The organism is Aeromonas sp. BIGb0405, assembly GCF_024807335.1.
In the GTDB taxonomy this organism is placed as follows: domain Bacteria; phylum Pseudomonadota; class Gammaproteobacteria; order Enterobacterales; family Aeromonadaceae; genus Aeromonas; species Aeromonas rivuli.
Genome location: NZ_JANUEP010000003.1, coordinates 43,137 through 69,487 on the forward strand (window position 1 = coordinate 43,137; position 26,351 = coordinate 69,487).

Genomic DNA, 26,351 nt, shown 5'->3' on the forward strand with positions numbered 1-26,351 from the left:
AAAAGGGGGAGGGGAAGGATCGCGGATAAAAAAAGGCCCAATCTGCTGATTGGGCCTTTCTCGGGGAATGATGGTCGGCGTGAGAGGATTCGAACCTCCGACCCCTGACACCCCATGACAGTGCGCTACCTGGCTGCGCTACACGCCGACTGTGTCAGCTTGGCTGACGGGGGCTGAGTTTATGGAGATGGCCCCCCCCTGTCAACCAGCAAACAGCGACTTTGACGCGTTCGCCTGCTTTGCACGCAATTAACGGTTAAAGGTCAGCCGTTTGCCCAATGGCAAGCCGGTGAACTGACCGTTTTGCCGGGTGATCTGCCTGTCATCTTCATGCCAATGGGGTTGGGAGCGACAGCCTTTGAATGGCTATCGCTTCCCTCGCTGTCAGCGGTTAAAGGTCAGCCGTTTGCCCAATACCTGGTCGGTGACCTGACCGTTCTGCCAGGCAATCTGACCATTCACCAGGGTCATCTCTATGCTGCTCTGGAAGCGATAGCCGTTGAAGGGCGACCAGCCGCACAGATAGAGCAGGTTGTCGTCATTGACCACATAGGGCTTGCCCAGATCCAGCAGCACCAGGTCGGCGAAGTAGCCTTCGCGGATGTAGCCGCGATCCTGCACCTGGAAGCGCTCGGCCACCGCGTGGGAGGTCTTCTTGACGATAGTTTCCAGGGAGAAGACGCCGTTGTGGTAGAGCTCGAGCAGGGCCTGCATGGAGTGCTGCACCAGGGGGATGCCGGACGGCGCCTTGAAGTAGCTGTTCTGCTTCTCTTCCCAGGTGTGGGGGGCGTGGTCGGTGGCGATGATGTCGAGCACATCGTTGCGCACCGCATCGAGCAGCGCGTGCTGATCGGCCGCGCTCTTCACCGCCGGGTTGCACTTGATCTGGCTGCCCAGGGTGTCGTAGTCCGCCTCGTTGAAGAACAGATGATGCACACACACCTCGGCGGTGATGTTCTTGTCCTTGAGATCCTTCAAGTCCGGGCTGGCGGTGAAGAGCGACAGCTCTTTTGCCGTGGTCAGATGCAGCACGTGCAGTTTGGCGCCGTATTTTTTCGCCAGGCCCACCGCCATGCTAGAGGATTTGTAGCAGGCATCGGCGCTGCGGATGCGGCCGTGCTCGCGCATCGGCACATCCTCGCCCCACTTGGCGCGGGCCTCGTCTTCGAGCACCTTGATAGACGGCGTGTCTTCGCAGTGGGTCACTATCATCACCGGGCTCTCCCGGAAGATGGCCGCCAGGGTCTCCTGGTTGTCGACCAGCATGTTGCCGGTGGAGGCGCCCATGAAGATCTTGATGCCGCAGGACTGCTTGGGATCGAGCTTCTTGATCTCTTCCAGGTTGTCGTTGGTGGCACCCAGATAGAAGCTGTAGTTGGCGGCAGAGCCTTTGGCGGCGATCTCGTACTTGGCTTCCAGGGCGTCGATAGTAGTTGTCTGGGGATTGACGTTGGGCATCTCCATGAAGCTGGTGGTGCCACCGGCTACGGCGGCGCGGGACTCGCTCGCTATGGTGCCTTTGTGGGTCAGACCCGGCTCACGAAAATGGACCTGATCGTCAATCATGCCGGGGATCAGATGGCGGCCTGCCGCATCGATCACCACGGCGTCCGGGGCATCGATCTGGGGGGCGATCTTCTTGATACGCTCGCCCTCGATCAGCACATCGGAGGCGTAGATGCGCCCTTCGTTGACCAGGGTTGCGTTCTTGATAAGCAATGTGTTCATGGCGGGTCCAGTTCCTTTGTCGGTGAGCGCGGGTCATAATAGCGCAATCTGTCCCTACTCTGTAGCAAGGCCTGAGTAATGAAGTTATTTGTAAGAGATTTGACCGTGATCGACTCCAGCTACCTGTGTGAACGCCGTGGCATGGTGGGTGAGAGCTGGCTGGTGGACGTGGAGCTGGGCGGCGAGCTCAACGAGATGAGCATGCTGCTCGATTTTGGTCGGGTGAAGAAGCTTATCAAGGCGATCATCGACCGCGAAGTGGACCACAAGCTGCTGGTCCCGGCAGACAACGCCCTGGTGCGCATCGAGAGTCTGGCCGGGGGAGAACAGTGCGTCGACTTGCTGCGCCAGGGCAGCTCAATCCACCTGCGCTGTCCGGGGGAGGCCTTTGCCTTTATCCCCGGTGCCCAAGTCGACAAGGAGTCGGTGACCCGCTACCTGCTGGCGGTACTGGCCAAGGAGCTGCCGGGCAATATCCGGGATCTGTCGCTGACCCTGCGCCACGAAGCCATTGTCGGTGCCTTCTATCACTACAGCCATGGCCTCAAGAAACATGATGGCAACTGCCAGCGCATCGCCCACGGTCATCGCTCGCCCATCGAGATAGAGGTGGAAGGGGAGCGTGATGAAGAGCTTGAACAGAATTGGGCCGAGGGGTGGGCCGATATCTACCTCGGCACCGCCGAGGACCAAGTTCCCCTGGCCGAACTGGCCCTGAGCGCCGTCGCCGCGCCACTGCTTGGCGAGCAGCACATCGGTTTCAAGTATGTGGCCCCCCAGGGGCTGTTCCAGCTCGCCATGGTCAGAAGCGAGGTGGAGATGATCGACACCGACACCACCATCGAACTGCTTGCCCACCATATTGCCCGTGAAGTGAAGAAGCAGGTGGGGGACAAGTTCGTCAAGATTGTCGCCTATGAAGGGGTGGGCAAGGGCGCCATCGCCTACGCCTGATGCGCCATGGATAAACAACAAGGCCCCGAAAGGGGCCTTGTTGTTGCTGGGGGCGCCGTCAGAGGCGATCAGGCACTGAGCCGGAACCGCTTGACCAGGCTCTCCTGCTGCTCGGCCAGGGCATCGAGTTGCTGGCTGGTCTCGGCCACCCGGGCGATGCCCTGGTAGTTGAGATCCGAGATATCCGAGATGCGATTGAGGTTGGTGGCGATGTCGGCGCTGGTCGCCTGCTGCTGCTCGGCGGCCGAGGCTATCTGGCTCGACATGTCGCTGATGAGCACCACTATCCCCTGCACCTCCTCCATGGCGTTGTTGGCCTGGGAACTCTGGTTCATGCAGCTGTCCATCTCATGGGAGCACTCCTGCATCACGGTTACCGCCTTGGCGACCCCTTGTTGCAGGTTCTCTATCATGGTCTGGATCTCGCTGGTGGATTGGGAGGTGCGGCCCGCCAGGCTGCGGACCTCGTCGGCCACCACGGCGAAGCCACGGCCCTGTTCGCCGGCCCGGGCTGCCTCGATGGCGGCATTGAGCGCCAGCAGATTGGTCTGATCGGCAATGCCGCGAATGACGTCGAGAATGTTGCCAATCTGGCCGCTCATGGTGCTGACCTCGGCGATGACAGCCCCGGTCTGCTGCAACTTGCCCGCCAGCTGGTGGGTAGTGCTGATATTGCCCGCCATCACCTGGCGTCCGGTTTCGGAGGCTTTCTCCACATCCATCACCCGCTCCAGGGTCTGGTTGGCCGCCTGGGCAACCTCGCGCACCGAGGCTTCCATCTCGGTCATGGCGGCGGCGACCGAGGCGGTCTCCTGACGCTGGGTCTCCAGATCCGCACGCACCGACTCCGTGGTGTGGCGGTTGCCGTGGGCGGCATCATTGAGCTGGGTCGAGGCCTGGCTCAGCTGGGTGAGGACCTCGCTCATCTGGGCGATCAGCAGGTTGACCTGACTGCCGAGCTGACCGAATTCGTTGCGGCTCTTGAAGCCGACGCGCAGTGTCATGTCCCCCTGGGTCACGTCGGTCAGTACCCGCAGCAGCTCCTTGAGTGGGCGGCGGATGGCCCGGCCCAGGGTGAGAGCGACCAGGATGGCGACCAGGATGGCGAGCACTATGCTGACCCCTTGGGAGAGGGTGCTGCGCTGCTGTACCTGTTCCGAGGCGGCAATGCTGGCATTCATCAGTTGCTGGCTCTGGGCCGTGATGGCATCGAGCTGTTCCTGGATGGCGATGATGAGCTGGCTGGCCTGCTTGCTCTTCTCCAGCAGGGCGGCTTGTTGCGTCATCAGGGTCTGATACTGGCCGAGCAGGCCGTCGCTGGCGGTGGTGTCGCGCACGAAGGCGCGCACGTTGTGACCGACGTCGTTGTCGAAGCTGGGCAGCTCTTTTTCCAGATCGGCGATGGTGCCGTTGAAGCCGCCAATCTGCATCTTGTTGCGCTTGAGCGCCGCTTCGATGGGGCCCGTCATGCTCTGATTGAGGGCATCCATGGTGGAGAGCTCGATGGTGGAGAGCTGGGTGGTCAGCTTCTCGGAGAGCATCTTGATAAAGCTGTCCTCTTGTCCCGCCATCATGTCGCTCAGGTTTTTCTTGAACTGGGGCAGGGTGACCTGGAATTGTCCTTTGGCCTGATTGACCTTGTGCAGCTGGCTGAGCAGGGCCTGGTGTTCGGTGGGCAGGGTCTGGGTCAGCGCCTGATAGCTGGCGACCTGCTCCTTGAGGGCGTTGAGCGGTGCTTGCAACTGGGGCTCATTGCCGGCCTGGCTGCTCAGGGCCTGGAGGCGACCCTCGACCTCGGTCTGGGCGGCCTCAAGGGCGTTGATCTCTTCGGGTAGCGCCTTGGCATCTTGCTCGGTCAGCACGTCGTTGAGCCGCTTGTTGGCGCTCAGCAGGCTGATCTGGGTCTGGCTGCTGGCCTGCACCAGGGGCATGGATTGCTGGGTGACCTGATGCAGGGCCTGGCCGAGTGCGCGCTGGCTGTGAAAGGTGAAAGCAGAACTCGCTATCATCACGGCGACCAGGATGGCAAACCCGAGATAGACCCGCTGCAAGATGGAGAGGTCAGACATACTTAGTTTCATTATTGTCCCGCTGTGATGCAAAAGTCCCTTGCCTGAATCCCCCGTCCCTTTGTTACCCTACGGACTTCGTGGTGGGCACCGGGGATCCTTACTGTTCTCGCTATCGGTATTTTTAACAATAACTGAAGGCTTTGTGACAACGGCTGTCGCAAAAATCGCCCTGTGTCACACTTGGCGAAGCCCAGTGGGATGGAATGGGCTCTTTAGAGTCTTAATTTGAATTTTTCTTTTTAACGCAAGGAGTTATCCATGGCCGATGAAACCATTTTCAGCAAAATCATCCGCAGGGAAATCCCGGCCGAGATCCTTTATCAGGACGATCTGGTCACCGCTTTTCGCGACATCTTCCCCAAGGCGCCGACGCATATCCTCATCATTCCCAATGTGCTGATCCCGACGGTCAATGACGTCGAAGCCGAACACGAGCTGGCCCTTGGCCGCATGTTCACGGTGGCGCGCAAGCTGGCCTCTGAGGCGGGCATCGCCGAGGATGGTTATCGCCTCATCATGAACTGCAACCGCCATGGCGGGCAGGAGGTGTATCACATCCATATGCATCTGGTTGGCGGTCACTCCCTGGGCCCCTTGCTCACCCTGTGAGGATGCGGTTGACCGGGCTGCGCCCCTTGCTGCTCTGCGCCGTTTTGGGGCTGGGCGGCTGCGCCAGTTGGCAAGACCTGTTCGTCTCCTATTCGGTGCAGATGACGCCGGTGCGCAATGCCCTGCTGCAGGGCAAGGCACTCGACGCCATCGGGGAAGTGCGTGAGCTCGAACCCGGCGATGATGGCTATGTGCTCAGCCGGTTGGAGCTGGGGCGTATCGCTTCGCTCGCCAATCAGGCCCCGCAAAGCCGCAAGGCCTGGGAGGCGGCGGACCTGGCCCTCAAGGCCGACGATGAGCAGGCCCGCTTTCGGGTGAGTCAGGGGCTGGCCCAGGCCGGCAGTCTGCTGACCAACGATCAGACCCTCGGCTATCAGACGCCGGATTACGAGCGCACCATGCTGCACCACTATCTGGCGCTGGATTATCTGCAGCGCGGGGATCTGGAAGGGGCCCTGGTCGAAGTGCGCCGCGCCAATCAGGTGCAGGAGCGGGCCCTGCGAGAGCGGGGTGATGAGGTTGCCAAGGCGAAGCAAGAGGCCAGTGTGCGCCAGGCGCTGTCGCGGGCGCCGGATCTCGACCGCCTCACCGGCCAGGTCAAGAACGGCTTCCAGAATGCCTATACCTTCTATCTGTCCGGGGTGCTCTATGAGGCGAGCGGGGATCTCAACGATGCCTGGGTAGACTATGGTCGCGGCCTGGAGATAGCCCCGGATAACCCGGCCCTGCAAGGGGCCATGCTGCGTCTGGCACGGCTGCGCGGCTCGGCTGCCGAGTTGGCGGCCACCGAGCAGCGCCTCGGTCGCAAGGCTCCGCCTCTGGTGCGGGGGCAGGGTAGGGTGGTGGTGTTGTTCGAAGATGGGCTGATCCCGGCCCGCCGCGAACTCTTCCTGCCACTGCCGCTCTTTACCTCAAGGGGGGATTTTCGCACCTTTACCGTGGCCATCCCCTACTACGATAATCGCGGCGCCGAGGTGGGGCCGCTCAGTGTCGGGGTGGGCAACCAGGCAGGCAGCACGGCGCCCCTGGTGCGGCTCGAAGCCCTGGCTGCCAAGGATCTGCAGGAGCGACTGCCCGCCATGTTGAGCCGTCAGGCACTGCGTCTGGTCGCCAAGGAGCAACTGCGCCGCAGCGCCGCCAAGGAGGGGGGCGATGTGGGCAACCTGGTGGTCGGCATCTTCAACACCTTGTCTGAGCGGGCCGACACCCGCAGCTGGCTGACCCTGCCTGCCCAGGCATCGAGTTGGGAAGCGACGCTTCCCCCGGGCTCGCAGCAGTTGAGGTTAGGATCAGGCAGTGGGAGCAAGACCCTGCCCATCGAGGTGCGTGCCGGGCATACCACCCTGGTGTGGGTCAACCGGCTCGGTGCCAATCTCGTCACCCGGGTGATGATGCTCTAATCCCCCCAGGCCGGGTGCCTGGGGGGGAGATATTCATATGAGGAGTAGAAGATGAAACGAATCGTCCTGGCTTGCGGCCTCGCCTTGGGGCTGTCGGCCTGTGCCACCAACACCAGCGGTGTTGCCCTGTCGGCGCCAAGTGGCGGCGCGGCCCAGATGCAAGTGGATAACAGCACTCTTGACCTGCACCTGCGCGAGCTGGCCAGGCGCCAGCAAAATGGCCTGATGCAGGTCAACGTGGAGATAGTCAATGAGCGCCGTGGCGACAATCCTCTGCAATACCTGTTCTACTGGTATGATGCCAGCGGCCAGGAGGTCGCGTCTGATGGCCGCGGCTGGACGCCACTCGTGCTCCATGGTCAGCAGGTTCGGACACTGTCGGCCCTGGCGCCGACCCTGGATGTGAAGGGTTATCGGCTCTCCGTCCGTGAAGTGATTGAAGAGTCGAACTGATGAACCCCTGCCGCCGCGCGGCGGTGGCTTGAGGTGTCAGGCACCAGGGGTGCTGACACCTTGCATGTACTTAGTGATTGAGGAAACGAATCGATGAAGATGAATCATGCCTTGCTTATCCTGGGCGGCGCCCTGCTGCTGGGCGGCTGCTCCAGCACCACCGTCAGCTATGGCGATCCGACGGCCACCGAGACGGTGACCGTGGATTACGGCTCGAGCGACTTGCAAGCCATCGCCGACAAGATGGCGGATTCCATGTTGAGCTCGCCGGCGACCAGTGAAATCACGGCAGGGGGTCGCCCCGTGATGTTCATGGACTCCATCCGCAACAAGACCTCGGAGCACATCGATACCGAAGCCGTGAGCGACACCATCCGCACCAAGTTGCTGCGCTCCGGCAAGTTCCGTTTCGTCGACATGAGCAAGGTGGCGGCGGTCAAGCAGCAGCTCGAATATCAGCAGAGCAGTGGCATGGTGGATCCCGCTGCCATGGTACGGCTTGGCAAGCAGACCGGTGCCCGCTACATGGTCTATGGCAACCTCAGCAGCATCGTCAAGGACAACGGCAAGGTGAAGGATGTCTACTACCAGATGACCATGAATCTGATGGATCTGGAGAGCGGCGAGCTGGAGTGGGCCGATCAGAAAGAGATCCGCAAACAGGCGAAGACATCGACCTTTGGCTGGTAATGAACAACAGCGCCTGCTGGCGAGCCTGCCCGCTCCCTGGCGGGAGGGGCGGCTCGAACCACTGGGGCTCGGGCTGACCAATAGCAACTATCGACTGCGCCTCCCCTCGGGGCGCAGTTACTTTTTGAGGCAGGGTCACCCAGACCCGGCACGCCTTGGCATCGACAGGGCGACCGAATGGCAGCTCTATCGGGGGGCCATGGCCGCCGGGCTGGCACTGCCTTGCCATTATGGGGACCCCGATCGCGGCATACTGCTGCTCGACTGGTGCGAGGCGCCGAGCTGGGCGCAGGCTCCCCTCCCGCAGCGTCAGGCGCTGCCCGCCCTGGCTCGGCTGCTGGCTCGGCTTCATCAACTGCCGGTACCGACCGTCAGGATGGCGGTGCGCGCCCATGCCCGGGGCTACCGCGAGGGGCTCAAGGCACCCCCTCCCTGGCTCGACAAGCTGGAGGCGCCTCTACTCGCCAGCCGGGAGCCGGACGGTTGCTGGCTCCCTTGCCATCACGATCTCAATCCGGCTAACTTGTTGGGAGAGCGACCCTGGGTCATCGATTGGGAATATGGCGCAGCGGGTCACCCCGGTTTCGAACTGGCCAGCATAGTGCGCACCCATGGTTGGGGTCTGGAGGAGATGGCAGCGCTTGAAGACTGCTATCTTGAAGAAATTGAACGGCTTGCCCTGGGCCAGACGCCACGTCCCCTGGATTTTCAGGGGGCGGCCTTTCTGCCCTGGGTCGATTACATCGCCCTGTTGTGGGCCCTGCTCATGGCCGAGCAGGCTCCCGATGCGGCCTATGCCGAGCTGATAGCCCATCATCGCCAACGACTGGAGTAACCCATCTTGATGACACACCCTTGGCGCAAGAAAACACGAGTCTGGCTGGCGGGTCTGGCCTGCCTGCTGCTGGTCGGTTGCTCGACCCGGGTCATCTACTACTGGCTTGACGTCGGCATCGTCTGGCAGCTCGATGACTATTTTTCCCTGAGCAGCAGCCAGAAGAGGCTGCTCGATCAGGAGGTGAAGGGGTTGATGAGCTGGCACCGTCAGCATGAGTTGCCGCGCTATGCCAAGGATCTTGCCGCCCTCTCCCGGGCGGTGGCGAGTCCCATGACACCGGCTCAGGTATCCCGACATCTGGATGTCACCCAACAGAGCCTGACCCGTACCCTGGAGAACACCATACCGCGGGCGGTGCGGCTGGCTCGCACCCTGACCGATGCCCAGGTCGATGCTTTCATGAAAGACAGGCTGGCGCGACAGCAGGAGCGGGAGCAGGATTTTGCCAAGGATCCCAAGGAGAAGGTGCTGCGCGAGTCGACCGAGAAGATGAACAAGCGATTGGTATTCTGGATAGGCGAGGTCAAACCCGCCCAGGCGCCCCTGGTGGCCCGCTGGGTTGAGTGGCAATACGAGATGATGCCGCCCTGGATTGAGTACCAGAGAGCCTGGGTCGGCGAGCTGGATCAGCTGCTCAGGCAGCGTGCCAGCCCCGACTTCGAGCAGCGGCTCACCAAGCTGCTGGCCGAGGGGGATGGTCTGATGGACGGCCGTTTCACCGGTTATACCGAGCAGTCCCGCCAACGTACCGTCCAGTGGTTGAGCGACTTGAGTGGCTCCCTGGATCTCAAGCAGCGTGCCCACCTCTACAGCCTGCTCAAGGGTTATGCCAGCGACTTTGAACAGATGACCCAAGGTAAATAGCGCCATTTATCACAGGGTTGCTCGGGTCGGTAGGGCAAAGGCCGGTCCGTTCAGCCCTTGCTGCCGACGAGCCCCTGTGATAGCTTGCCCACAGTGGGCGCCAGCTCACAATTTTTTTCGGAGCCTTATGTCGTCCCATCGTCCAAATACAGTGAAATGGATAGTGATGAGCCTGCTCATCGCCTTCATGCTGCTGTTTTCTACTCTTCGAGTGGATGGACATCTGGTGGCTGCTCCCCAGGAAACATCCCTCTCCCAGAGCGCCTTCCATGGTGCGAGCACACCTGAGGAGGGAGCCGTCAAGTTTATCGGCACCCATCAGAGCCATCTGCAGCGGCTGGAACACTCCCTGCGCAACCATGGCGACAGGCAAGATCGCGACTATCAGCTCATCCATGACTGGTCAGCTGCCGTCAGCCTGCTACTGCTGGGGGGCCTGTTGCTCTGCCTCCCGCTGCTCTATCAGAAACACAGCTTCAGAGACAAGTTCAGGGGCATACATCGCCGCTGGCTCTCCCGCCGACACCTGCAATACCGCTTCTCCCAGAGCGCCGTTCACGGCTGATCTTCGGTCACATCAGGGTAGTTTCCCTCGCTGACCGACGGGCTCGTCCATCGGACGCCAGCCCCCATTTCGATTGATTTTCTGCGTCTGCTGCGACTATCGCGGCGATCGCCATGCCTGTTTCGAATTGGATCCTTGCCATGAACAGTGTGAGAAAAAAACCGCGCCTGCTGCACAACCGCACCAGCGCCTGGCAGTACGCCTTGTTGCTGCTGATGTTATTGACCTTCGGTTTCTATTCCCTGCCCACCTTCTTCGGTGAGCAGCCTTCCCTCGGCCTGCATGGCCAGTCGAGCCTGAGTGCCAGCGATGCCAAGCTGCTGGCCACAGAGGGCATAGTGCTGCAGCAGACCATCGCCTCGGCGGACAAGCTGGAGCTGGTGTTTGCCGATCAGGGGGATCAGCAAAGAGCCAAGCAGTTGCTCGAGCAGCAGGGCCATGACAGCGCCGCCCTGACCCTGGAGTTTCATGCCAAGGCGCCGACCTGGATCAGCCAGCTCGGCGCCACCCCCATCAAGCTGGGGCTGGATTTGCGGGGTGGCTCGCAGCTGCTGATCGGGGTCGATCTGGACTTCGTGCTGGAGAATCAGACCAAGAATCTGGTGGATAACCTGCGCACCGGCCTGCGGGAAGCCCACTTGCGCGGGGGCAATGTGAGCCGGGTAGCGACCGGGGAGGTGCGCATAGTGCTGCCAGAGGGGACGGAGCAGGGCGCCTGGCTCACCCTCGTCAAGGAGAGTGGCGGTGTGCGTCAGGGCCAGTGGCTGCTGACTCGATCGGGCCAGCAGCTGACCCTCAAGATGAGCGAGGCCGAGCGCACTCTGCTCGCCAATAACGCCGTCACCCAGAACCTGTCGATCCTCAAGAAGCGCATCAATGAGCTCGGCATCGTCGAGGCCTCGGTGCAGCGCCAGGGTCAGGATGGTATCCGCATCGAGCTGCCCGGGGTCCACAACCCCCGTCAGGCCAAGGAGGTGATTGGCGCCACGGCATCCCTGGCCTTCTATCAGGCCAAGCCGGACAGCCGCTTTGTCATGACCGACAAGGAGGGACGCAGCGTCGGGCTGGATCGCAAACCGGTGTTGACCGGCGATCACATCGTCGATGCCCGTGCCAGCATGGGAGAGATGGGGCAGCCTCAGGTCGGCATAGTGCTCGATGCCCTGGGGGGCAGCAAGATGAGCCAGTTCAGTCGCCAGCATGTGGGCAGCCCCATGGCAACCGTGTTCACCGAGTACAAGACGGGCAGCAGCGGCAAGTTGCGGGCTCACAGTCAGGTGATCAACGTGGCCACCATACAGACGGCGCTCGGCAACCAGTTCCGCATCACCGGGCTTGGCAGCATGCCGGAGGCACAAGAGCTCGCCATGCTGCTGCGCGCCGGGGCCCTGACCGCGCCGCTCAAGATCCTGGAAGAGCGCAGCATAGGCCCCACTCTGGGGATGCAGAACATAGAAGCGGGATTTAGCGCCCTGGTGTTTGGCATGGTCGGCATGATGGTGTTCATGTTGTGCTGGTATCGCAAGTTTGGCTGGGTCGCCATCACGGCGCTGTTCGGCAACTTGTTGATGCAGGTGGGCATGCTGGCGGTATTGCCCGGCGCCGTATTGACCCTGCCCGGCATCGCCGGTCTGGTGCTCACGGTCGGCATGGCGGTGGATACCCATGTGCTCATCTTCGAGCGGGTCAAGGACAGGTTGCGTGAAGGTGCCAGCCTGGCGGGAGCCATCGATTTTGGCTACCGCTCGGCCTTCAGCACCATCTTCGACGCCAACATCACCACCCTGATCAGTGCCGTGGTGCTCTACGCCATCGGCTCAGGCCCGCTGCAAGGCTTCTCCATCACCCTGATCCTGGGACTGGTTTCCAGCATGATCACCGGTATCTGGGGCACGCGCGCCATCATCAATCCCATCTGGGGCAAGAGCAGCCAACGGCTGCAGAGGGTTTAATCATGTTTCATCGCTTCTTTTCCATGAGCCTGACCCGCTGGCGTTATCTGGGGCTGGGCCTCTCCGTGCTGCTCACCCTCGCCAGTCTCGGGCTGCTGGCCATCAACGGCCTGCAACTGGGACTGGATTTCACCGGGGGCATCTTGCTGGAGTTCAAGATCCAGACCCTCAAGGATGCCCATGAGATCAATGCCTTGCTCGGGGAGCCTCTGCGCGCTCTGGTGAGCCTGCAACCGGCCGGGGTCCCCGGTGAGTGGCTGATCAAGCTCCCCCCCGAGGGGCTGACCATGCCTGCCCAGGAGCTGGCCGATCGGCTGGCGACGCAGCTTGGCCTGCCGGTCGAACTGCTGCGCACCACCATAGTGGGCCCCCAGGTGGGCGCCGAGTTGTTCCAGCAGGGGATGATGGCGGTGCTGGTGGCCTCTATCGCCATCTCCGTCTATCTGGCGTTTCGTTTCGAATGGCGTCAGGCCGTCGGCATCTTGCTGTCGGTGCTGCATGATGCCGTGGTCGCCCTGGGGCTGCTTGCCCTGTTCCATATCGAGTTCGACCTCAACGTGATCGCCGGCCTGATGGCGGTGATCGGCTACTCCCTCAACGACAGCATCGTCATCTCGGACAGGCTGAGGGACATCTTGAGCTCCCGCACCCGGTTGGGGATGCATGAGTGCAGCGATATCGCCATCAAGGCGACCTTCAGCCGCACCATGATCACCTCGGGCACCACCCTCTTTACCGTGGGAGCCCTGCTGCTGTTTGGCGGCGATGCCCTCCATGGCTTCGCCTTCACCCTGTTCGCCGGCATATTGACCGGTACCCTCTCCTCCATCACGGTGGCCTCCACGGTGCAGGAGCTGCTGGGGCTGAGCCCTGCGGCTTACCAGAAGAAGGAGGCATTGCCCGAGGCGGCCTGAACGAGCGTCAATCCAATGCGTACGAAAAACGGGCCTTTGGCCCGTTTTTCAATGGCGATGAGGGGGGGCCAGTCAGAAGCCCGAGCCCGGCTGCGTGAGAAAGGCGCCCTCCTCGGTCGTATTGGGGCGGCCCAGAATGGCATTGCGATGGGGGAAGCGACCGAATCTGTCCACTATCACCCGATGGCGGCGGGCAAAATCGAGGTAGCCCGCGAAGGTCGAGCCGGGCTGCTCGGCGGCCAGGGCGTCGAACAGGGCGACACTGCGCGCCTGATGTTCCCGCTGCTCCGAATGCTCGAGGGGCAGGTAGTAAAACACCCGCGCCAGGGGGGAGAGTGCCTTGTCCGCCCCCAGGGACAACCCGGCCAAGGTGAGGGCCAGGGCCTTGGCGTCCTGAGCAAAAGAGCCCGGGGTGCCGCGGTGAATGTTGCGCGGCAACTGGTCCAGCAGCAGGATCAGCGCCAGCCGCCCGGTGGGCACCTCGGCCCAGTGGGCCAGGGTGCCGGCGCTTGCTTGCTCGGCCAGCGCGCCAAAGCGTTGGCGGATCAGGAGGTCGGTGTCGCGGCTTTTACCCCACCAGAGCGGGGCTTGTCGCTTGGCACGGCTGGCATCGTCGGTGTCATCGCCAAACCAGAAATCGAGCAGAGGCTGCCAGGGTTGCATGGAAACTCCTTGGGCTAGGGGGGGTGAGTGCGGATGCAGCAAAGGACAAACGACTCAGGGGTGCTGCCGAAACGGCGGCTTCTCGTTACACTGTGCCATCTTTAGTCCGAAATAAGGAAGCCACCATGATGCCTGGAACCCGCTCGTTGGCCGAGATGGCGCAGATCACCAAGGGAGTGACAAAGAAGAGTGTCTCGCTACCGATGGATTTCCCCGCCACTGACATGAGGAATAATTGATATGGCCGGAGCCAGTCTGCTGACCCTGCTCGATGATATTGCGACCGTGCTCGATGATGTCGCCCTGATGACCAAGGTCGCCGCCAAGAAGACGGCGGGTGTGTTGGGGGACGATCTTGCCCTCAATGCCGAGCAGGTCTCTGGGGTGCGCGCCGAGCGTGAGCTGCCGGTGGTCTGGGCCGTGGCCAAGGGATCGTTTCGCAACAAGCTGATCCTGGTGCCCGCCGCCATTGCCATCAGTGCCCTGATCCCCTGGCTCATTACTCCGCTGTTGATGCTGGGGGGCGCCTATCTCTGTTTCGAGGGCGCGGAGAAGCTGGTGCACAAGTTTCTGCCCCACCAGGAGACGGCGGGTGAGGATGTGCAGGGGAGCGCCGCATCTCATCCTCCTATCGAGGACCTGGTCGGCTATGAGCAGCAGAAGGTAAAGGGGGCCATTCGAACCGACTTTATCCTCTCCGCCGAGATCATCGTCATTGCCCTTGGCACGGTGCAAGGTACCAGCCTGAGCTTGCAGATTGCCGTAGTGGCGGGGATAGCGCTCTTGATGACGGTCGGGGTCTATGGCCTGGTGGCCCTCATCGTCAAGCTCGATGACATCGGCTTGCACCTGTTGAAGAAACCGGATGGCGGCCTGTTGCGTCAGGGGTTGGGCCGCGGCTTGCTGGCGGTGGCCCCCAAGTTGATGCACCTGCTGGCGCTGGTGGGCACCATTGCCATGTTCATGGTCGGTGGTGGCATCCTGGTCCATGGCTGGCCCTTCGTGCACCACCTGGTCGAGGGGGCTGCGGCGAGCGTGCAGACACTGCCGACGATGGGCAGCGTACTGGGTGCCCTGACGCCGACCCTGCTCAATGCCCTGATCGGTGTGCTGGCCGGTCTGGCATTGGTGGCGCTGATGAGCATGGTGAGCAGGCTCAAGCCCGCCAAATAACACCGCCAGCAAGAGAGGCGGTGGCGCTTGCCTCTCTTGCGCCTCCCCATACTCAGTCACGCCGTGATCAAACAGTACAGAGTGCGCCCCGCTGGTCGGGGCGCACTGCTTGCTGGCGTTCCCTGGCTATCAGGGGCGGGTGGCGCGCATATATGGGGGATGGTCAGGGGGTCGGGCTTCTCCTAGCATGCTGACCAGCCTCTCGTCAGAAGAGGTTTGTCATGGATGCAGACAACGCGACACAACCAAGGAGCCTTATGAACCGCATGATCTGGCGTGATGAGCACATCTTCGCCGCCCCCGACTGCCCGGCCATTGACCAGCAGTTTGCCGACGCCGAACCGGCCCTTCATCGCCTGGAGTGCCTGATCGCCGAACCGGCCCACCGCCATGAGCCGGCCGCCCTGCGTGCGCTGCTGCGCGCCATTCGCGCGCAGACGAAAGGGCTGACCGAACTCGCCTGGAATAGCGGCGTCTATGGCTATAACCGGCTCAGTCGCAACGGCCAGGACGAGGCGGCCAAGACCCTGTTATCCCGAAGTACTCGTCTCTCGTCGCGCCTGGCGCAGGTTACCAAACCGGTGACCCTGTTCTGGCTGGAGGCTGCGCCGGCGCTGGTCGAGACCCTGCTTCAGGATCCGGAACTGTTCGAGCTGGCGCATCAGGTCCGTCATCAGCGTGAGCTGCAAGATCAGCAGTTGGGTCTGGCCTGCGAACAGCTGCTGGAGGGGCTGGCGGTGGATGGCCTGCAGGCCTGGGGCGAACTCTACGACAGCCTGGTTGCCAAGCTGATGCCGCAGATAGCGGGGGAGTGCATGGGGCTGGCCCAGGCCAGCAACCTGCTCAGTCATCCGCAGCAGGCACGGCGCAAGGCCGCCTGGTTTGGTATTCGCGCCGCCTGGGAGGAGGAACAGGAGACGGTGGCCGCCATCCTCAATGCCATCAACGGCTGGCGCCTGGAGCTCGCCCGCCAGCGGGGAGGGCAGCGCCAGCTCGATGCCCTGGATCTCTCCTGTCACCAGAGTCAGATCAGTCGCCAGACCCTGGATACCCTCTTGAGAGTGACGCGGGAGCGCCGCACCCTGGGTCAGCGCGCCCTCAAGGGCAAGGCACTGGCATTGGGATTGCGCGATTATGGTCCCTGGGATCTCTATGCACCGGCGCCGGTGAGCGAGCCCAAGCTGATCGGTTTTGAGCAGGCCATTACCCTGATTGCGGAGATCTTCGCCGAGTTTGACCCCGAGATGGGGGCCTTCGTGTTGATGATGGCCGAGCGCGGCTGGATAGATGCGGCGCCGAGCGAGCACAGACGCAGCGGGGCTTACAGCACGGAGTACGCCCATCCCGCCGAACCCAGGGTCTTCATCACCTATGAGGGGACAGTGGATAATCTGACGACCCTGGCCCATGAGCTGGGCCACGCCTGGCACAGCTGGTTGCTGCGTGACCTGCCGCTGGAGCAGCGTGACCACCCCATGACCCTGGCGGAGACGGCCTCGCTGTTTGCCGAAACCCTGGTGCGTGACGCCCTGTTCGAGCGCAGTCAGGAGGTGAGCGAGCGGCGCAACATCGCCTCGATGGACGCCGACAGTGCCGCCTCGCTGCTGGTCGATGTCCCCGCACGCTTTGAGTTCGAGTTGTCTCTGGTGGCGGCCCGCCGCGAAGGCTATGTCGGGGCCAGTCAGCTGAGGAGCCTGATGAAGTCGGCCATGGAGCAGTGGTATGGTGACAGCCTCAGTCGCCATGACGATCTGTTCTGGGCCAGCAAGGGTCATTTTTCCATTTCCGAGGTGGGTTTTTACAACTACCCCTATCTGTTTGGCTACCTGTTTGCCCTCAGTCTCTATGCCCAGAAGGTGCGGGAAGGGAGCGGCTTTGCCGAGACCTATCGCGCCCTGCTCACCGACACCGGCAGGATGAGCGCCGAAGATCTCATTGCCAAACACCTGGGGGTGGACATCCGGGAGCCCGACTTCTGGCACGAGAGCCTGAACTACGTGGAGGAGGGAGTCGAGCGCTTCGAGCGCTTGATCTGAGCCCTGCCTCCCTTGCCAACCTATGGGTGGGCTGCGCCCGCTGAAGAGGCGGCGCAGCCCTGCTTGGGTGCCCCTTCACCAGCGGATGTGTGCCCGCAACCAGCCTGAAAAGAGAGAATCGATGCGCCAAGATACCGTCTATCCCCAATGCTGGGACAATCAACACATCTATCCCGGCCTCGATAGCCTGGAACTGGAGGCCGATCTGGCCCAGGCTCGCAGCCGTCTCATCGAGCTGGCTGATGTGATGGGCGAGCTGGAGACGGCGTGCGAGGAGCCGGCGGCGCGGCTGGCACTCCTGCGCAAGGTGCGCCAGCGCGCCCAGGGCATTCGCAACATCGGCTGGAATATCGCCGTGCTGGCGGCCAGTGCCGCCAGCCAGAATAGCCGGGACCCGCTGGCCAAAACCCAGGCCTCTCGCGCCCGCGCCCTCAATGCCGACTTGTTCAAGACCCTGGCGCCCATGGAGCAGTTGCTGCTCACCCTGCCCGGTGCCGACTTCGAGGCGCTGATGAGAGACCCCCTGCTGGGGGAGGAGGCCTTTCGGCTACGCCACGAGCGGCGCCTGGCGGATCAACGGCTGCCGGTGGCGGCGGAGCAGCTGGTCATTGGTCTGGGCAGCGATGGTCTGCACGCCTGGGGCAACCTCTACAACGAGCTGGCGGGCCGACTGCGGCTGCGCGTCGATGACCGCGAGCTGGGGCTGGCCCAGGCCAGCAACCTGCTCGGCAGCGCCGATCGCGCCGTGCGCCTGCAAGCCCAGGCGGCCATCAGTGCCGCCTGGGAGGCAGAGCAGGAGACGGTGGCCGCCATCCTCAATGCCATCAATGGCTGGCGCCTGGAGCTGGCTCGCCAGCGCGGCGCCCAAGCCGGCCGTCCCCTGGATGCCCTGGCTCTCTCCTGCCATCAGAGCCGCATCGAACCCGTGACCCTGGAGGCCATGATGAGCGCCACCTATGCGCGGCGTGAACTGGGTCAGCGCGCGCTGGGGGTGATGGGGCGTCGGCTCGGCATCAACCGGATGAGCGCTGCGGATCTGGCCGCCCCCGCACCGGCAGCTTCGGGGCCAGGCATCCCGTTTGAGCAGGCCATCGAGTGGATAGCCGAGGCCTTTGCCAGCTTCGATCCCGAGATGGGGGAGTTTGCCCGCATGATGGCCGAACGCGGCTGGATTGATGCGGCGCCGAGCCCTGGTCGCCAGAGCGGCGCCTACTGCACCAAGTTTGCCGATCCCGTCGAGCCCCGGGTCTTCCTCACCTATGAGGGCAGCATGAGAAACCTGGTGACCCTGGCCCATGAGCTGGGGCATGCATGGCACAACTGGTTGCTGCGCGACTTGCCCATGAGCCAGCGAGCCTATCCCATGACATTGGCGGAGACGGCCTCCATCTTCGCCGAGACCCTGGTGCGTGGCGCCCTGTTTGAACGCGCCGAGGCGGGGGATCGGGACGCCATCGCCTGGATGGAGGCCGACAGCGCCGCGACCTTCTTGCTCAATATCCCGGCCCGTTTCGACTTCGAGCAAGCCCTGGTGCGCGAGCGGGCCCAGGGCTATGTGGGCAGTGCCCGGCTCAAGGAGCTGATGGATGAGGCGTGGGGGCGCTGGTACGAGCAGAGTCTGGGGGAGTACTTCCCGCTGTTCTGGGCCGCCAAGGGGCACTTCGCCATCCCGGGGCTGGGTTTTTACAACTACCCCTATCTGTTTGGTTACCTGTTCAGCCTGGGGGTCTATGGCCAGTTGATGGCGCGCAAGGCGCGGGGGGAGGCGGGGGTGGCGCAGGCCTATCGCGCCCTGCTGCGCGACACGGGGCGCATGAGCGCCGAGGCCCTGGTGCTGGAACATCTGGGGCTGGATATTCGCACCACCGCCTTCTGGCAGCAGAGTCTGGACAGGGTGGAGGAGGCGGTGAACCGTTTTGCCGATTTGAGTCAGGAGCTGTCCGGGGCCACCGAGGTTGCAATGTCCGGGGCGCGATAGCCTGGGAGGCCGGCTTTCAACTCATCTGCGCGGCCAGATCCTGCTGACTGGCGACGCAGTTGCGACCGCGTCGCTTGGCGAGGTAGAGGGCGAGATCGGCCTGTTTGAGCAGCTCGAAGAGGCACTCCCCCTGACTGGTGGCCACCCCAATGCTGACCGTGACATGGAGCGCGCCCTGTTCGCTGGGCAGTGGCGTGGCGGCTATCTGGCTGCGCAGGTATTCGGCGCGGCCATGGGCATTGGCGATATCCTCCCCCGGCAACAAGATGGCGAACTCTTCACCGCCGATGCGGGCCAGGGTGGCGGATAGCCCCATGTGATCGGTGAACTGCCGGGCGAGGTGGCACAGCACCCTGTCGCCCACATCATGACCGTGGCGATCGTTGACCTGCTTGAAGTGATCCACATCGATGAGCAGCAGCGACCTGGATGCCGCGGGCAGCTCGCGCCATCTGGCCTCAAAGCCGCGTCGGTTGAGGAGCTGGGTCAGGACATCACGTACCGAGAGGTCGTTGAGCTTGCGGGTGTTGCGCAGCACCACCATGAACAACTGCCCCAGCTGCAGGGCGATGGTGAGCAGCCAGATCACCAGCAAGGCCAGGATGTTGTGACTCGAGGGGTAGACGAAATCCTGGGCCGGGATCGGCAGGCTCTGGGCCATCATGATCCGCTCTCCCCAGGCCAGGATGGCGGCCAGCCCCAGCAGGCAGATCAGCCAGCTCAGCGGCGTGCCCAGCTGTTGGCGCAAGGGGCGGGCCGAGTAGCAGATCATCAGGAAGCCGCTGACCCCGGAGAAGAGGGCGAGCAGCAGCAGACGCAGGTCCATGTGCTCTGGGGCAGGTCCGGCCCAGATGAGCAGCAAGGCGCCGAGCAGGGTCACCAGTGACCAGCGGCGCCAGGGGAAACGGCCTCTGTCGAAGCAGTAAGCCCGGCCCCACAACAGGGTGAAGCCGCAGAGCACCAAGACATCGGCGCCGGTGTAGGTGAGCCAGGGGGTCAGGGTGCCCCGCAGGGCAAACAGCGCCAAGGCACCGGCCCAGCACAGGGAGTAGGCGGCGCCGAGCAGGCCGGTTAGCCGCTCACTGCGCACCAGCCAGGCGGTCAGGGACCAGAGGATCCCATACAGCCCCATCTGGGCCGCCAGTAGCAGATAACTCAGAGCAATGGCGTTCACAGCGACCCCATCCGTGGTCTTTTTGTGTTTGAAGAGTAGCAAGTTGTGACGGGAAGGTCGGACGCAGCTGACGATGGCCGGCGTGATCCAAAGCAAGAAAGCCGCATGTTTTGGTGGCGTGGGGCCCGCCTGCTGCGGTAGTTTCGATAGAACCGACACAGAGTCTGAGGTCTTACCATGATCATCTATCTGCATGGCTTTGATGCCACTAGCCCTGGCAATCATGAGAAAGTGCTGCAGTTGCAGTATATCGATGATGATGTGCGCTTCGTTCATTACAGCACCGTTCATCCCCGTCACGACATGAGTCACCTGCTCAAAGAGGTGAAGAAACAGCTCGACATGAGTTCTGATCCCAAGCCCCTCATCTGCGGCGTGGGCCTGGGAGGATACTGGAGCGAGCGGATCGGTTTCCTGTGTGGCATCAAGCAGGTCATCTTCAACCCCAATTTGCACCCGGAAATCAACATGGAAGGGCGCATCGACCGGCCTGAGGAGTATCAGGACATAGGCACCAAATGTGTGTCAGAATTTCGTAATAAAAACTCAGGAAATTGCCTGTGCATCCTTTCCGTCCAGGATGAAGTGGGTAATAATGCGGACATTGAGCGTGAATTGAAGAATTATTACAACATCGTGTGGGATGAGACAGAGAGCCACAAGTTCAAGAACATCTCTCATCACCTGCAGCGGATGAAGGCCTTCAAAGAGGCCTGATGCAGTCACGTCATGGAATTCAACTTCAAGGGAGCCGCCGGCTCCCTTAGCTTTAAATGAGACTGAGGAAATTCACCATGACCAATATCGTTGTCGTCGGCGGCGGGGCTGGCGGACTGGAGCTGGCGACCAGCCTGGGCCGCAAGCTGGGCAAGAAGAACAAGGCGCAGGTAACCCTGGTGGATCGCAATCGCACCCACCTGTGGAAACCCCTGTTGCACGAAGTGGCCACCGGCTCCATGGATGCGGGCATCGATGCCCTGAGCTACCAGTCCCATGCCAAGAACCACGGTTTTGACTTCCAGCTCGGCAGCCTGACCGCCATCAACCGTGATGAGAAGCGCATCGTACTGGCCCCCATCCACGATGAGGACGGCAAGCTGGTGGTGCATGAGCGTGAAGTGCCTTACGACATCCTGGTCATGGCAATAGGTTCAGTGTCCAACGACTTCAATACCAAGGGGATCCGGGAGCACTGCATTTTCCTGGACAGCCCCTCCCAGGCACACCGCTTCCACGATCAGATGATGAACCGCTTCTTGCAGTTCGCGACGGAATACAAGGAAGGGGACAAGGTCAAGATTGCCATCGTCGGTGGCGGCGCCACCGGGGTCGAACTCTCCGCCGAGCTCTACAACGCGGTGGAGCAGCTCTATGCCTATGGCTTCAAGAACCTCACCACCGACAGCCTGAAGGTGAGCCTGGTCGAAGCGGGCCCGCGCATACTGCCTGCCCTGCCAGAGCGCATCAGCGGCGCAGCCCACCAGGAGCTGGTCAAGCTGGGGGTGGATGTGCGCACCGGCACCATGATCACCGAGGCAACGGCCGAGGGGCTGCACACCAAGGATGGCGAGCTTATCGAAGCGGATCTGATGGTGTGGGCCGCTGGCATCAAGGCGCCGGACTTCATGAAGGAGATCGCCGGGCTTGAGACCAACCGCATCAACCAGCTGGTGGTGCACCAGACCCTGCAGACCACCCGTGACGAGAACATCTTCGTCATCGGCGACTGTGCGGCCTGTCCGCAGCCCGATGGCAAGTTCGTGCCGCCTCGCGCCCAGTCTGCCCACCAGATGGCAACCCAGGCCTACAAGAACATCCTGGCCAAGCTGGCAGGTGGCGAGATGAAGCCTTATCTCTACCACGATCACGGCTCCCTGGTCTCCCTGAGCCGCTTCTCCACCGTCGGCAGCCTGATGGGCAACCTGATGCGCGGCTCCATGATGGTCGAGGGCTACATCGCCCGTCTGGTGTACATCTCCCTGTACCGGATGCACCAGGTCGCCCTGCACGGTTATGTGAAGACCGGTCTCATCATGCTGGTGGGTCGCATCAACCGGGTGCTGAGACCGACCCTGAAGCTGCACTGAGTCATTGCACGTCGCCCATGGCAGTGGGCACGATTAAGAAAGGGAGAGGCTAGGCCTCTCCCTTTTTTTGTCTGTTGCTGGGGGCAGTCACCAGCAGGCTGAGGGGCAGACGCAGTCGCTGTGGTTTCATCCATATCCTTGTTGAGTCAATCTTGATGATCCGCGTGGCGCTTCGCACAACCTGTGCTGACCTCGTTGAGTTTGAGTGAGGCCAATGAGCATGCCATGAGGCATATAAAATCATATTTTTATGGTAAATCAAGGCCTTGCTCTATTCTGGCCCGTTCATGATTTGCCCATGGGAAGCGGTGAGGGGTGCCGTTTTGATACCGGCCTGTTACTCTGAGGGCTCTGCGCATGGTGCGCGATCACCACTACAAGGAGATCCCATGATCCTCTCAACCACCCCCACCCTGGAAGGTAAAACCATTCGCGAGTATCGCGGCATCGTGGTCGGCGAGGCCATCCTCGGCGCTAATGTGTTCAAGGACTTGTTTGCCGGTATTCGCGACATCATAGGCGGACGTTCCGGCGCCTATGAGAAAGAGCTGGCCCGGGCCCGGGAGATTGCCTTCGATGAGCTCAAAGAGCGCGCCCAGGCGCTGGGCGCGAACGCCGTGGTCGGCATCGATCTCGATTATGAAGTGGTCGGTCAGAACGGCAGCATGTTGATGGTGAGCGTCAGCGGCACTGCCGTGGTGATCTGATGGGCCCCCTTTTTCCTCCCAGACTCAAGCGCGGGGAGTGCATCGGCTTCTTTTCGCCCTCCAGCGCGGCAACCGCCTGGGCGCCGACCCGTTTCGCCCGGGCCAGAGAGTATCTTGAGGGGCAGGGTTTTGTGCTCAAGGCGGGCAGCCTGACGGGTCAGCAGGAGAGTTGGCGATCCGGCTCCATCGCGGCGCGGGCCGATGAGCTCAATGCCCTCATTCGCGACCCGCAGGTGCGCGCAATCATGTCGGTGATCGGCGGCAGCAACTCAAACTCTCTGCTGCCCCATCTCGATTACGAGGCGCTGCGCCGGGATCCCAAGATAATCATCGGCTACTCGGATGTGACGGCGCTGTTGCTGGGCATTCAGGCCAAAACAGGGTTGGTTACCTTCTACGGTCCGGCACTGGTGGCCTCCTTCGGGGAGTGGCCACCCCTGGTCGATGAGACGTTGGCTGCCTTCCTTGGGATCTGCGTTGGCGAGGCTTGTCCCTTGCCCTATCTCCTGCCGACCCCAACCCACTGGACCGACGAGCGGCTCGATTGGGAAAACCAGAGCCGCGCCAAGCAGTGCCAGCCAAACCGGCTGATCTCGGTGGGCGGCGGCCGGGTGCGGGGCAGGCTGATCGGCGGGAACCTCAACACCCTGGCGGGGATCTGGGGCTCTCCCTATATGCCTGCCATCGAGCAGGGGGACATCTTGTTGCTCGAAGACAGCCTCAAATCCGCCGAGACGGTGGAGCGCTCGTTTGCCCATCTCAAGCTGTGTGGCGTCTTCAGCCGGATTGGCGCCCTGCTGCTTGGCAAACACGAGGGCTTCAACGATCAGGGCAGTGGCAAGGGCCCCCTCGATATCCTGCTGGAGGTGATTGGCGAGCCGAGCTTCCCCATATTGGCTGAGTTTGATTGTGCCCATACCCACCCCATGTTGACCCTGCCCCTGGGGATCCAGGCCGAGCTGGATCTTGACCGCCAGCAGTTGCGACTGCTTGAGCCTTGGTGCTCTTGAGCGCGCCTGACCCCATGGAGAGGTGAGAAAGAGGCCGCCTGGGGCGGCCTCTTGTCTGATGCATCTCGCCCGGCCCGGTATCAAGAAGCACGGCGAGAGGGGCCCTTGGCAACGGCGCTGGCCGTCAGGGCAGGCTGTCCGGGCGGAAGCTCTCGCGGATCTGCGGCACCAGGGGCGCGGCCTTGAACCCCTTCTCTTCCCCCAATACCGGATGGAGCAGCGGCTTGTCGGCCAGCGGCGTGAGATCCCCGGCCAGCAGGGCCCGGGTCTCCTGGCCCATCTGATAGAGCTGGCGCACGGCGCCAAACTGGCGTTCGAGTTCGATGCTGCCATCATCCCGGGTGAAGGCCATCATGGGGATCTGGTAGCCGGCATCCCGGGGGGCTTGCTTGCCATGAATGCCCTCGCTGGCCGACATCAGGAAGGGCTGATGATCGCCAAAGGCGAGCACCAGATAGCGCTTGTCACTGCCATCGAGCACCTTGAGCAGGTATTCGAGGGAAGCCATGGCATCGACCACCCCCGTGTAGTAGGTATTGAGCAGTTGCCGCTGGGCCGGAGCCATGTCCGGGCAGGCCTTGTCGAGTTCCTGGGCCTGATAGCGGGCCGCATCGAAGGGGCCATGGCCCTGCATGGTGACCGCATAGGCAAACAGCGGCTGGCTGTCTTGCTCGCTGCGCCTTAGCAGGTGATCGATGAGGGCATGGTCCGAGACATAGAGTCCCTTGTGCTCCAGGCTGGTGAAACGATCGATAAACCAGCGCTCCTCATAGCCAAGGGCAGGAATGGCCTTCTCCCGCCCCCAGAATTTCTCGGTATAGGGGTGGGCGAACAGGGTGCGATAACCGCTCGCCCTGGCGGTCTGGGCCAGGCCCGGCACCCGGTCACGCAAGTAGTAGTAAGGCACTATGCCCTGCTTGAGCAGGCCGACCGGCAAACCGGTATTCATCTCGAACTCCGCCAGCACCGTCATGCCCCCCGTGGTGGGGGAGTGAATGGTTTTTTGCCACTGCTGCACGCTGGCGGGCAGGTTGAGGGTGGGGGCGGGGGCACAGATGTTGGCCTTCCAGTCGAGCCAGAGGGATTCGTATTGCAGCACGATCACCAGATCCCAGCGTGGCGCCGTCTGGTTTGGCAGCTGGCTCAGCTGCGGGGTGAGATCATTGGCCTGCAACGGATAACGGAAGATATTGCCGCTTTGCAGCATCTCGTTGACCAGGTTGAACAGGTAGAGGCCGGGGCCTGAGCGGATGATGTCTCTGTGATAGTTGACCGCCCTGTCCACGTAGCGGATGTTGGCACCGAGCAGCAGATTGCCCGCCTGGGTTGCGAACACGCACAGGGCGAAGAAGGCGACGGTGGCGGCCAGGGCGCGCAGCACCCAGCGGGACAGGGCGAAATACCAGCAGAGCCCGATCAGCGCCAGGCCTGTCAGCCAGGGCAGCACGGGATGCTGTTCGGTGAGGATCCGCGCCAGGGCCAGCAGATTGCCGAGATCGTCCCCGCCAAGGGGCACGCCGTAGATGGCAATCTTCATGAAATTGGCGAGCAGACCCACGGCACATAACAGGGTGAATATCAGCCCCATGTAGAGATTGAAACCGGCAAGGGCGCACAGCCCCCAGCCCAGCACCATGCTGCCCCATGCCAGGTAGTAGTGCTCGGGTCGAAAGCCGGACCAGAGCAGGAACTCACCGACCCTGAACACCACGAAGCCATGGAGCAACACGAAGGTGAGGTTGCCGAGCAGCAGGCAGCCGAGCAGGCGCCACCAGAGGTTCTGGCGCAGCAAGGGCAGGCAGATGCGCAAGATGGCGGCGCAGATCAGCAAGGCCAGCCCAAGGCTTATCAACAGGTAGCTGAGATTGAAGCCCTGCTCCGGTAGGGGCTGCAAGATCTGGCGAAACTCGCCGCTCTCCTCCCGGTCTGCCAGCAGCAGGCCGACCCTCAGCTGATAGTGGTTAGACAGCGCATCGTCCGGCGCCCTGAGCGTGCTGTTGATGTCGAGGGTGCAGCCTTGCTTGCCACACTTCTGTCTCTTGTCGGCCCGCTGGCGCAGCTGGTCGATACGCTGGCCCTGCTCGCCGAGCAGCTCGACCAGTACCCGATCGCTGGCTTGCAACGGCTTTCTCAGTTGCCACTGGCTGTGCACCACCAGATAGAGACCGCGATTGTCACTCTTGTAGAGCAGGGAGTGGCGCACCAGGGTGGCGACCGGGTTGTCGGCCGGGCCCAGTATCAGCGGCGTGGCCGGGCTCAACAGATTGGCCGGGCCCAGCTTTGGCAGCAGCAGGGTAAACAGCAGCAGCACAAACAGCAGTGCCAGGGTCAGGGCTGGCAGCAGAGAAACCCGTAGGGAATGGCGGCCGGGGTGAGAGAGAGACATAAGGGCTCATCCTTTGAGCGTTGCGAGGCAGACTTGGCTTGTTTTAATTTTGACCCGATGGTGCTGGGCTTGTTCCAGCTTGTCAATTTAATGACAGA

General features: G+C 62.3%; 22 protein-coding genes and 1 tRNA gene. 17 read left to right on the forward strand and 6 right to left on the reverse strand.

The window, feature by feature from the left end:
• Positions 1-71: 71 nt before the first annotated feature.
• A tRNA-Pro gene (locus M2366_RS08665) sits at positions 72-148 on the reverse strand.
• A gap of 236 nt (positions 149-384) precedes the next feature.
• Positions 385-1,728 (reverse strand): dihydroorotase, encoded by a 1,344-nt coding sequence (locus M2366_RS08670; protein ID WP_259269472.1) that lies wholly within the window; start codon positions 1,726-1,728, stop codon positions 385-387.
• 78 nt (positions 1,729-1,806) lie between these two features.
• Here M2366_RS08670 and M2366_RS08675 point away from each other — a divergent pair, with 78 nt between their 5' ends.
• Entirely contained in the window at positions 1,807-2,682 is an 876-nt protein-coding gene (locus M2366_RS08675; protein WP_259269473.1) for a 6-carboxytetrahydropterin synthase, read from the forward strand.
• 68 nt (positions 2,683-2,750) lie between these two features.
• On the opposite strand, the gene M2366_RS08680 is transcribed toward M2366_RS08675, so the two are convergent.
• Complete coding sequence (locus M2366_RS08680; protein WP_259269474.1) at positions 2,751-4,751, reverse strand: methyl-accepting chemotaxis protein; 2,001 nt, start codon at positions 4,749-4,751, stop codon at positions 2,751-2,753.
• A gap of 261 nt (positions 4,752-5,012) precedes the next feature.
• Here M2366_RS08680 and hinT point away from each other — a divergent pair, with 261 nt between their 5' ends.
• The 9 genes from hinT (at position 5,013) to secF (ending at position 13,039) form a co-directional block, all read left to right on the forward strand.
• Positions 5,013-5,363 (forward strand): purine nucleoside phosphoramidase, encoded by a 351-nt coding sequence (gene hinT, locus M2366_RS08685; RefSeq protein ID WP_259269475.1) that lies wholly within the window; start codon positions 5,013-5,015, stop codon positions 5,361-5,363.
• A gap of 2 nt (positions 5,364-5,365) precedes the next feature.
• Entirely contained in the window at positions 5,366-6,763 is a 1,398-nt protein-coding gene (locus M2366_RS08690) for a COG3014 family protein (protein ID WP_259269476.1), read from the forward strand.
• 51 nt (positions 6,764-6,814) lie between these two features.
• Positions 6,815-7,216 (forward strand): YcfL family protein, encoded by a 402-nt coding sequence (locus M2366_RS08695; RefSeq protein WP_042042200.1) that lies wholly within the window; start codon positions 6,815-6,817, stop codon positions 7,214-7,216.
• 93 nt (positions 7,217-7,309) lie between these two features.
• Positions 7,310-7,906 (forward strand): penicillin-binding protein activator LpoB, encoded by a 597-nt coding sequence (lpoB, locus tag M2366_RS08700; RefSeq protein WP_042042199.1) that lies wholly within the window; start codon positions 7,310-7,312, stop codon positions 7,904-7,906.
• Positions 7,896-8,741 (forward strand): phosphotransferase, encoded by an 846-nt coding sequence (locus M2366_RS08705; protein ID WP_259269477.1) that lies wholly within the window; start codon positions 7,896-7,898, stop codon positions 8,739-8,741. Before lpoB ends, M2366_RS08705 begins: the two co-directional genes overlap by 11 nt.
• A gap of 9 nt (positions 8,742-8,750) precedes the next feature.
• Positions 8,751-9,608, forward strand: a complete 858-nt coding sequence (locus M2366_RS08710) for a DUF6279 family lipoprotein (RefSeq protein ID WP_259236208.1) — start codon at positions 8,751-8,753, stop codon at positions 9,606-9,608.
• 166 nt (positions 9,609-9,774) lie between these two features.
• Entirely contained in the window at positions 9,775-10,173 is a 399-nt protein-coding gene (locus M2366_RS08715; protein WP_259235914.1) for a hypothetical protein, read from the forward strand.
• 140 nt (positions 10,174-10,313) lie between these two features.
• On the forward strand, positions 10,314-12,125 hold the full coding sequence (gene secD, locus M2366_RS08720) for a protein translocase subunit SecD (protein ID WP_259269478.1): 1,812 nt from the start codon (positions 10,314-10,316) through the stop codon (positions 12,123-12,125).
• A 2-nt stretch (positions 12,126-12,127) separates the two neighbouring features.
• Positions 12,128-13,039 (forward strand): protein translocase subunit SecF, encoded by a 912-nt coding sequence (gene secF / locus M2366_RS08725; protein ID WP_259269479.1) that lies wholly within the window; start codon positions 12,128-12,130, stop codon positions 13,037-13,039.
• 72 nt (positions 13,040-13,111) lie between these two features.
• On the opposite strand, the gene M2366_RS08730 is transcribed toward secF, so the two are convergent.
• Entirely contained in the window at positions 13,112-13,702 is a 591-nt protein-coding gene (locus M2366_RS08730) for a DUF924 family protein (protein WP_259269480.1), read from the reverse strand.
• A 240-nt stretch (positions 13,703-13,942) separates the two neighbouring features.
• On the opposite strand from M2366_RS08730, the gene M2366_RS08735 reads away from it, so the two are divergent.
• From M2366_RS08735 to M2366_RS08745, 3 genes are all read left to right on the forward strand, one after another.
• The gene (locus M2366_RS08735) at positions 13,943-14,875 is read left to right on the forward strand and encodes a DUF808 domain-containing protein (protein WP_042042192.1); all 933 of its coding nucleotides are present in this window, start codon (positions 13,943-13,945) and stop codon (positions 14,873-14,875) included.
• Between the two features lie 257 nt (positions 14,876-15,132).
• Positions 15,133-16,911, forward strand: coding sequence for a M3 family oligoendopeptidase (locus M2366_RS08740; RefSeq protein ID WP_259269481.1), 1,779 nt, complete (start codon positions 15,133-15,135; stop codon positions 16,909-16,911).
• A gap of 121 nt (positions 16,912-17,032) precedes the next feature.
• Complete coding sequence (locus M2366_RS08745) at positions 17,033-18,889, forward strand: M3 family oligoendopeptidase (RefSeq protein ID WP_259269482.1); 1,857 nt, start codon at positions 17,033-17,035, stop codon at positions 18,887-18,889.
• Positions 18,890-18,905: 16 nt separating this feature from the next.
• Here M2366_RS08745 and M2366_RS08750 read toward each other — a convergent pair whose 3' ends face one another.
• The gene (locus M2366_RS08750) at positions 18,906-20,063 is read right to left on the reverse strand and encodes a diguanylate cyclase (protein ID WP_259269483.1); all 1,158 of its coding nucleotides are present in this window, start codon (positions 20,061-20,063) and stop codon (positions 18,906-18,908) included.
• Between the two features lie 177 nt (positions 20,064-20,240).
• Here M2366_RS08750 and ycfP point away from each other — a divergent pair, with 177 nt between their 5' ends.
• The 4 genes from ycfP to M2366_RS08770 all read left to right on the forward strand — a co-directional run bounded on the left by ycfP (position 20,241) and on the right by M2366_RS08770 (position 23,867).
• Positions 20,241-20,780: an alpha/beta hydrolase YcfP gene (gene ycfP, locus M2366_RS08755; protein WP_224430640.1), complete on the forward strand. Its 540-nt coding sequence runs from the start codon at positions 20,241-20,243 to the stop codon at positions 20,778-20,780.
• A gap of 77 nt (positions 20,781-20,857) precedes the next feature.
• Positions 20,858-22,150 carry an NAD(P)/FAD-dependent oxidoreductase gene (locus M2366_RS08760; RefSeq protein ID WP_259269484.1) on the forward strand — a complete coding sequence of 431 codons (1,293 nt, stop codon included), beginning with the start codon at positions 20,858-20,860 and terminating at the stop codon, positions 22,148-22,150.
• A 389-nt stretch (positions 22,151-22,539) separates the two neighbouring features.
• Positions 22,540-22,857: a heavy metal-binding domain-containing protein gene (locus tag M2366_RS08765; RefSeq protein WP_259269485.1), complete on the forward strand. Its 318-nt coding sequence runs from the start codon at positions 22,540-22,542 to the stop codon at positions 22,855-22,857.
• Positions 22,857-23,867 (forward strand): S66 peptidase family protein, encoded by a 1,011-nt coding sequence (locus M2366_RS08770; RefSeq protein ID WP_259269486.1) that lies wholly within the window; start codon positions 22,857-22,859, stop codon positions 23,865-23,867. Before M2366_RS08765 ends, M2366_RS08770 begins: the two co-directional genes overlap by 1 nt.
• 124 nt (positions 23,868-23,991) lie before the next feature.
• Here the strand turns inward: M2366_RS08770 and M2366_RS08775 are convergent, their stop codons facing one another.
• Positions 23,992-26,253 (reverse strand): LTA synthase family protein, encoded by a 2,262-nt coding sequence (locus M2366_RS08775; RefSeq protein WP_259269487.1) that lies wholly within the window; start codon positions 26,251-26,253, stop codon positions 23,992-23,994.
• Positions 26,254-26,351 lie beyond the last annotated feature (98 nt).